The sequence below is a fragment of the Candidatus Parvarchaeota archaeon genome (genome assembly GCA_016866895.1).
Lineage (GTDB): Archaea > Micrarchaeota > Micrarchaeia > Anstonellales > VGKX01 > VGKX01.
Genome location: VGKX01000064.1, coordinates 1 through 6,316, shown reverse-complemented (window position 1 = coordinate 6,316; position 6,316 = coordinate 1). Strand labels below are relative to the sequence as shown.

General features: G+C 50.3%; 5 protein-coding genes and 1 tRNA gene. 2 read left to right on the top strand and 4 right to left on the bottom strand.

The genetic code is table 11. From position 1 onward, the window contains the following. Positions 1-768: hypothetical protein (locus tag FJZ26_03335; GenBank protein ID MBM3229438.1), on the top strand; the 768-nt coding region annotated here is incomplete at its 5' end. Between the two features lie 268 nt (positions 769-1,036). Here the strand turns inward: FJZ26_03335 and FJZ26_03330 are convergent. From FJZ26_03330 to ftsZ, 4 genes are all read right to left on the bottom strand, one after another. Continuing rightward, a tRNA-His gene (locus tag FJZ26_03330) sits at positions 1,037-1,189 on the bottom strand. Positions 1,190-1,270: 81 nt separating this feature from the next. Continuing rightward, positions 1,271-2,125: a hypothetical protein gene (locus FJZ26_03325; protein MBM3229437.1), complete on the bottom strand. Its 855-nt coding sequence runs from the start codon at positions 2,123-2,125 to the stop codon at positions 1,271-1,273. Between the two features lie 60 nt (positions 2,126-2,185). After that, positions 2,186-4,567 carry a DNA topoisomerase I gene (gene topA / locus FJZ26_03320; GenBank protein ID MBM3229436.1) on the bottom strand — a complete coding sequence of 794 codons (2,382 nt, stop codon included), beginning with the start codon at positions 4,565-4,567 and terminating at the stop codon, positions 2,186-2,188. Positions 4,568-4,756: 189 nt separating this feature from the next. Beyond that, positions 4,757-5,815, bottom strand: coding sequence for a cell division protein FtsZ (ftsZ, locus tag FJZ26_03315; protein ID MBM3229435.1), 1,059 nt, complete (start codon positions 5,813-5,815; stop codon positions 4,757-4,759). A 199-nt stretch (positions 5,816-6,014) separates the two neighbouring features. Between ftsZ and rpl11p the strand changes: the two genes are divergently transcribed. Further along, on the top strand, positions 6,015-6,316 hold a 302-nt coding region (gene rpl11p, locus FJZ26_03310), incomplete at its 3' end, for a 50S ribosomal protein L11 (GenBank protein ID MBM3229434.1).

Genomic DNA, 6,316 nt, shown 5'->3' with positions numbered 1-6,316 from the left:
AAATCAGCGCAAAAATCAGCACAACCTGGCAGCCAAAACGCACCAAAAACCAGCTGTGCAGAGGGCCAATTTGGGAAAAAAAAGCAGGCAAGCGTGCCCGCTCCCAATTACGCTTCCAGCTCAACCTCAATTAAGGAGAAAATCTGCCCGACTTGCGGCGCAACCTCAAAATCAACGCAGTTTGCAGGTTCATTTTGCATCAACCATCTTCCAGTAAAGTTCAACCCGCCAAACAAATTCGGAATCGTGCGCTGTGGCGTTTGCGGCAGCACGAAGCTTCTGGAATGGGGGGAGCACACGCAGGAGCAAATCGAGCAGTTCATCTGCTCAAAGCTGAAAAGCGCCTCAAAGTGCGTGTCGGTTAACTTTGACCTTGCTTCGGGCAGCGCGACATTTTTTTTGGACTACAACGGCTCGCTTCTTTCTTTTGAAAGAAAGGTGGAAATCGGGGAGTTTGGGACAACCTGCCAGACCTGCTCGAGAAAATCAGGCGGCTATTTCCAGGCAATAATCCAGTTTCGCGCACCCACAAAGGAAAAATCCCTGCGGTTTGCGAAAAGAGTTGAAGCGTACCTGAAAAAAAACTCCTTTGTAAGCAAGCTTGAGCAGCTTCGCGAGGGCTATGACCTGTATGCAGGCGAGCGGCAAAAGGCCATTGAGTCGCTGAATTTTTTCGGCCTTCCATATCTTCGGACAGAAAAGCTTCATGGCATGTCAAAGGAAGGAAAAAAAGTTTACAGGACAACGCTTCTGGTAAGGCTGGACTAGAAAAAGCACTGGAACGCGTGGTTTGGTTCTGTCGAAGTCCCCCTATGGCCGGTTGGTTTCGTTGCTTGTGAATTGCTAGAGGGGGTGAAACCTTAGGGGGATGTGGTGGATTGCTAGTTCCTCCTAGGTGTTGAAGACCTCAAGGTCGAGTGCCGCAGTGCATATTTTTTCTGTGCACAAGGCACGAGAGTCGAGTGCCGCAGTGCATATTTTTTCTGTGCACAAGGCACGAGATTGCTTCTGATTAACTAAAGTTCCCTTATGGTAGGGCCAGGGCCGAGATTTGAACTCGGGCTAAGGGCTTTATGCGGAATTTGGATTGGCGGGCATTGCCACAGGAAATCATTTTCCAGGGTTTTTGGCGCTCCGCCGCCAAAAAGCCTCCACAGGCCCCCGTGCTACCAGGCTACACCACCTTGGCCACAAAACCTCTAATTTAACACCACCAGTAATTATAAGTATTCATGTTAGCGGCTGCCTGATAAAATCCTAATTCTTTTGCCTATGCAGTCTGCAATCCACCAGGCAGGCTAGGTTTTTTTTGCTTGTAGACAAAACCGAAAAGAAGGATAAAACCTAATCCAGGCAGGCAGCAGCACGCTGTTTTTGCAGGGCTTTGGGAGCTGTCTGCAGCACCGGCATCATCGCTATTGTCAAGCCCGCTGCCAGGCTGCGAGTCTTGGTCCCCGGTATTAGCACTCTGGTTTCTTATTGCAACACAGGCGTTGTTCTTGCATTCTTTTCCTTGTGTGCAGGTCTCAGTCCCATACTCGCAGCCGGTTGGCCTAACCTCGCATTGGCCAGTCCTTGTGTTGCATGTTTTTCCTGATGCGCAAGCAGGGTTGTTGTACTGGCAGCCGTTTTTGAGCTTGCAGGTTGCGCTTGCAGCATCGCAGGTCTGGTTTGCATTGCAAACGCCTGGGGATTCTATGCAGGTTGCCTTTTTGCAGCCTGTCCCAAAAGGTATCATTCCAGCCGGGCAGGTGCAAATCGTTGAGTCGTTTTCTAGCTGGCCTGATGAGGTGCAGTAAAGCGGCTTGCTTGTAGAGCATGTCCCAAGGGCCGTCCCATCCACGCATTTTGCAAGCTTGCAGTTTGCGCCGGTTGCGTCAGATGGGTCCTTGATGTATCCGGCCGGGCAACCGCACTTTGTAGCCTTGAAGGTGAACTCAGGCCCAATGCAGTAATATCCCGTATAATTAGAAGTCTGGCCGCAGTCGCCGTTTTGCGTCCCGTCAATGCAGCACAGGCCGTTTTTCACGCCTGGAGTGCAGGCGGCGCTTGGTGTTCCTGCAAAAGCAATCACAACAAAAAACGCAAACACCAAAGCCAAAAACCAAAGTCTATTTTTTTCCATTGTCCAGTCGCCTCAATAATATTATCCTGCCCATATTTAAACCTTTTATTTATTCCTTTTTTAAGCTTTTTTTTCATTGCCCGCCTTGGCGGTTTTTTTCCTTGGTGGTTTTTTTTGGGCGGACTTTTGTGCCGCAGGCGCATCAGGGACAAAAATACCGCTTTTGGCCTGCGGCATGTTTTGGTCAAAAGTTGCTTTTGGTGCCTGCGCCTGGCCTGTGTTTGTGGCAATGCCGCTTGAAGTTTGGCCTGCCTGCCTGTTTTGGGGCTGGGCCTGCCCCTGCGATATTGCGGCCTGCTGGTTTTGTACTGCCTGCACAATGGCCTGAGGCCTGCCCCAGTTTTTCTTTGTCTCGCATGAAGGGTCAAGGCACATTTCAAAGGGCTTTCTTGCAGCCCTGATGACTCGCACCCTAGGCGTGCTGCACTTTTCGCATAACGCGTTGAGGTTCTCAATTTTTGCCTGCCCTGGCAGCGGGAAAATGTTTTTGCAATTGGGGTAATTTGTGCACCCGACAAACTGCTTTCCGGCACTCGTTGGAATTACTCTAAGCGTGCCGTCGGCGCACTTGTTGCACTTGCCCAGGAGGCTTTGCTCGTGCTCTTTTTTCCTGAACCCCTGCACAAGTTCCAGGCCCACCTGGTCTTCATGCCCCTTGAACTCCTTTATTATCTTCTCAAGCACCCTCTTTCCATCCTCAACAACCTTTTTCTGGTCCAGCTCCCTGTTCTGTATTTTTTCAATCTCAACTTCAATAGTGCGCGTCAGCTCCTCATCCAGAATCTCAGACACGTTTTTTTTCAGGTTCTCATAAACCGACAGGCCAAACGGCGTTGCTTCAAGCGACCCCTTGCCTTCTATGTACCCGCGCTTTGAAAGCGTGTCTATTATTACCGACCGCGTGGCCTTTGTCCCAAGTTCAAGCCGCTCAAGCTCGGCTATAATGGAGGCTGGCGTGTAGCGCTTTGGTGGCTGTGTCATCTTCTGCTCAAGCTTCAGCCCGGCAAGCAGCACCTTCTCGCCTTTTGCAAAATCCGGAAGCGTTGTCTCGTCAAGCTTCAGGTAGGGCAGGTAATACTCAAACCATCCCTGCACAAGTGTCCTGTTCCCGCTTGTGACGTATTTTTGCGTTCCTGAAAGAAGCGTTACCTTCTGGCTCTCCCTTTTTGCCGCAGGCGCAAATGTCGCCAGGAACCTTCTGACAATCAGGTCGTAAAGCTTTCCCTCCCGCTCGCCCATTCCCCCTTGCTGCCCTGTCGGGTGTATGGCAGGGTGCGCAGGGTCGTCCTTTTTCCCCTCGTTTGGCTTGAACCTCTTTTCCTGCACAAGCTTTCCTGCAAGCGCAGCATATGCCTGCTGCCTTTGAAGCTGGCCGATTATTTTTGCCAGGTTGAGCTTTTCAGGAAGCTTCTGCGAGCTGGTCCTCGGATAAGATATCATGGAGGCCTCATAAAGCGTCTGTGCAAGCTCAAGGGTGAGGCTTGGGTTGAACTTGAATTGCTTGTATGCCTCGACTTGCAGGCTTGTGAGGTCATAGGGGTTTGGCGCTGGCTGCGCAAATTCCTTTTTCTCAATGCCCTCCACAGTGGATTCTTCCCTTGACTCTTCCAGGGCCTTTTTTGCCTCCTGCTCAACTGCAAACCTGTCCTTTGCGTGCGAAAACCTGACTTTTTTGCAAGTCCCGAATATCTGCCAGTAGGGGGTCGGCTTGAAGGCCGCAATCTCCTTCTCCTTTTTCACAAGTATTGAGAGGGCAGGCCCCTGCACCCTGCCTATTGACATAATCTTGTAGATACCACGCCTGCGAATTGCACTCATCAGGGCCCTGGACAGGTTAATCCCGTAAAACCAGTCAAGCATGTGGCGCGCCTCGCCAGCCTGCGCATTTTCCACGTCAAGTGCCGCCCTGTTCTCGTAAGCCTCTGCCAGGTCATCTGAAGTCAGGGCCGAGAACTTCATTCTTTTGCCCTGTTTCATGTCCTTGACTTTGCAGGCAAACCTGATGGCATTGTAGCCAATCAGGCTTCCCTCAATGTCATAGTCGCAGGCAGATATTATCTCGTCTGCGCCTTGTGAAAGCTGCTCTATGTTTTTTATGTATGCCCTTGTGTATTCGCTTGCCTTGTCAACCTGGTACGAGGGCTGCCAGGATATGTCAAATACAGGATAGGAGCTTGTCCTAACCTTCTCGTTCAGGGAATAAACGTGGCCAACTGCAGGCACGACTGCAATTTCATTGCCCCTGCGGTTGAGCCTGTAATATGCCACTCCGTTTTGGACCTGCCGCTGGGGCTTTCCATCATCGGCAAGCGCAAATGCTATCTTCTCCGCCACTTTCGGCTTTTCGCAAATTATTAGCTGCATGATTTTTCCCCTTGCAAATTTCCCTGCTTTCTTCTTGGCTTTCTGCTTTGGCTGCCTTGCATTTGATTTGCAAAACAAGCCCAGCCTATTTTCTAAGCCAGGAATATTTAATATAGGGTTAGTAGCCGGAGCCAAAAGGGCATAGGCATTGAGGCTTATTTGTAATGACCAAGAAAAAATTGGCAAAATAAGATTTCTCTAATTTACATTTCGCACGAATATTTTTGCCAGGAAGTTGCCATTAAATCCCCAATTTACCCAACACACCTACCCAAGCGTGTACTTGTCCTTAAGCCCTGTGTAAATCGCCATCGCCTCGACTCTTTTTGAAAAATCGGCGGCTGTGCGGGCGCCAAGAATCACCGAGGCGTCATCCGAAACCTTTTGCGTGAGCCTTGAGGCAAGCTCGTTTGCATCCCCAAGTGTCATGTCTGGCCCGCCAGTCAGGTGCACAAGCGCCCCGCTGCTTCCTGTCGTGTCTACGTCTAAAAGCTTGTTTGTAAGGGTGTTTTCAATCGCATCCTCCACAAAATGCGGTCCTGCCCCCTCGCCAATGAGTATGGCTCCGACCCCCCCATGCGCAAGCACGCTTTTCAGGTCGGCAAAATCCAGGTTTATCAGCGACTCAAGCATTATGGTGTCGGTTATCCCCTTTATCGCCTTTGCGGTGATTTCATCCACAAGGGCAAACGCCTTTTCAATCCGCTCGTGCGGGGCATACTCTGCCAGGCGGTTGTTGTCAATAATAACTGTCGTGTCGGCACTTTCCTTAAGCTCGTTAATCCCCTTCTTGGCCTTTGCAAGCCGCGCACGCTCAAGCTTGAACGGGTAGGTCACAAATGCGCAGACAATGCAGTCCATGTCCCTGGCAATTTGCGCTATTACAGGCGTTGCGCCGGTTCCGGTCCCGCCTCCCATTCCTGATGCCAAAAAAAGCAGGTCAATTCCTTCAACCGCCTCTTTAATCGCCTTTTTTGAATTCAGCGCTGCCTTTTGGGCCAAATTCGGGTCACCACCTGCCCCAAGCCCCCTTGTGATCGTTTTTCCCAAAAGAAGTTTTTTTATTCCCCTGTCGGCCATTGCATTTAGCTGCTTTTTGTCGGTATTTGCCGCCATAAGCGGTATGCCTTGTGCAATGCCGATTTTTGCAAGCCTGGAAATTGTGTTGCATCCGCCCCCGCCAACCCCCATAATGGCAACTCTGGGTTTGTAGTCTTCGGCGTCCTGGCTGTGGGTATCTATTACCTGGTCAAAAAAGCCCATAACAATCCAGTCCTCCTGCAAACCTTCCTGGCTGCCAATTCTATTTTCTGCCAGTAATCTCAATCTCCCCCCTTATATTTATTATTGCCCCCCTATAGCATAATTTTTAAACTTGAATGGCGAAAATCCCTTCATTGTACAGGATTTGGCAGACAGGCAGCTAAGTTGTGCATCAAGCGCCCTTTAGCCTCAAAGAAAGGGTAAATTATCTTAAGCTTAGGCCACGGCTTCTTTATCTTGTAATTTTCCAGGTGGATTTATTATGAAAATGGAAATTCCAGCAATGGTTGAAGGAGGAAAGGCGACGGCAGGCCCGCCCCTAGGTCCGGCACTTGGGCCAACAGGCATGAACATAGGCCAAATCATTGCCGCAATCAACGAGAAGACAAAAATTTACGCAGGCCTGAAGGTGCCCGTAAAAGTCATCATCAACAAGGACTCCAAAACTTTTGAGATTGAAGTCGGCTCGCCTCCGACAGGTGAGCTAATCAAGGCGGAAGTCAATGCCCAGAAAGGCAGGAAGGAAAAGGGGCAGGTTGTCGGCGACTTGAAGATTTCCCAGGC